The sequence below is a fragment of the Marinibium conchae genome (assembly GCF_015595035.1).
Classification (GTDB): domain Bacteria; phylum Pseudomonadota; class Gammaproteobacteria; order Enterobacterales; family Alteromonadaceae; genus Glaciecola.
On the sequence record NZ_JADNRN010000007.1, the window covers coordinates 1,252 to 2,831 of the forward strand.

The window sequence follows — 1,580 nt, forward strand, 5'->3', positions numbered from 1 at the left end:
ACCACGGTCGCGAAGTTGCAAATACCCTGCTTCCAGGAAAAGCCTCTAAACTTATGATATAGCGAACCGTACCCCAAACCGACACAGGTGGTCAGGTAGAGAATACTAAGGCGCTTGAGAGAACTCGGGTGAAGGAACTCGGCAAAATTGTACCGTAACTTCGGGAGAAGGTACGCCCTTGATTGTGATGGCACTTGCTGCTTAAGCGATTGAGGGCCGCAGTGACCAGGTGGCTGGGACTGTTTATTAAAAACACAGCACTGTGCTAAATCGAAAGATGACGTATACGGTGTGACACCTGCCCGGTGCCGGAAGGTTAATTGATGGGGTTAGACTTATGTCGAAGCTCTTGATCGAAGCCCCGGTAAACGGCGGCCGTAACTATAACGGTCCTAAGGTAGCGAAATTCCTTGTCGGGTAAGTTCCGACCTGCACGAATGGTGTAACCATGGCCACGCTGTCTCCACCCGAGACTCAGTGAAATTGAAATTGCAGTGAAGATGCTGTGTACCCGCACCTAGACGGAAAGACCCCGTGAACCTTTACTACAGCTTGGCACTGAACATTGACCCTACATGTGTAGGATAGGTGGGAGGCTATGAAGCGTTGTCGCCAGATGACGTGGAGCTGCCCTTGAAATACCACCCTTGTATGTTTGATGTTCTAACATTGGCCCCTAATCGGGGTTGTGGACAGTGTCTGGTGGGTAGTTTGACTGGGGCGGTCTCCTCCCAAAGCGTAACGGAGGAGCACGAAGGTTGGCTAATCCTGGTCGGACATCAGGAGGTTAGTGCAATGGCATAAGCCAGCTTAACTGCGAGACAGACACGTCGAGCAGGTACGAAAGTAGGTCATAGTGATCCGGTGGTTCTGAATGGAAGGGCCATCGCTCAACGGATAAAAGGTACTCCGGGGATAACAGGCTGATACCGCCCAAGAGTTCATATCGACGGCGGTGTTTGGCACCTCGATGTCGGCTCATCACATCCTGGGGCTGAAGTCGGTCCCAAGGGTATGGCTGTTCGCCATTTAAAGTGGTACGCGAGCTGGGTTTAGAACGTCGTGAGACAGTTCGGTCCCTATCTGGTGTGGGCGTTGGATGATTGATGGGAGCTGCTCCTAGTACGAGAGGACCGGAGTGGACGAACCGCTGGTGTTCGGGTTGTGATGCCAATTGCATTGCCCGGTAGCTACGTTCGGAATCGATAACCGCTGAAAGCATCTAAGCGGGAAGCGAGCCCAGAGATGAGTCATCCCAGACAGTTTAACTGTCCTGAAGGGTTGTTGAAGACGACGACGTTGATAGGCAGGGTGTGGAAGCGTTGTAAGGCGTTAAGCTAACCTGTACTAATTGCCCGTGCGGCTTAACCATACAACACCAAAGTAGTTTCTCTATAGCGCTAACGCGCAGTCGTGATAAGACATGTAGATGACATTGGTGGATGAATGACAAGTAGCCAAATCAAATAAAAGTCAAAGAGTAGCGATACTCGGACGTTAAATATAAGCACGTCATTACCATATAAGCACGTCATTACCGCGAAAGCGGTAATCTCAAGCATACACCTCGGTGTATAAAA

Annotated in this window: 1 protein-coding gene and 1 rRNA gene (1 of these 2 running past the window's edge); one reads left to right on the forward strand and one right to left on the reverse strand. The window is 50.6% G+C overall.

Annotated features, from left to right (window positions below):
* Positions 1-1,372 (forward strand): 23S ribosomal RNA (locus tag ISG33_RS17005); its annotated part reaches 1,251 nt to the left of the window's first position; the annotation flags it as partial.
* A 28-nt stretch (positions 1,373-1,400) separates the two neighbouring features.
* Here the strand turns inward: ISG33_RS17005 and ISG33_RS17140 are convergent.
* Positions 1,401-1,580 (reverse strand): hypothetical protein (locus tag ISG33_RS17140; RefSeq protein WP_229333673.1); only part of this gene is annotated, 180 nt, incomplete at its 5' end.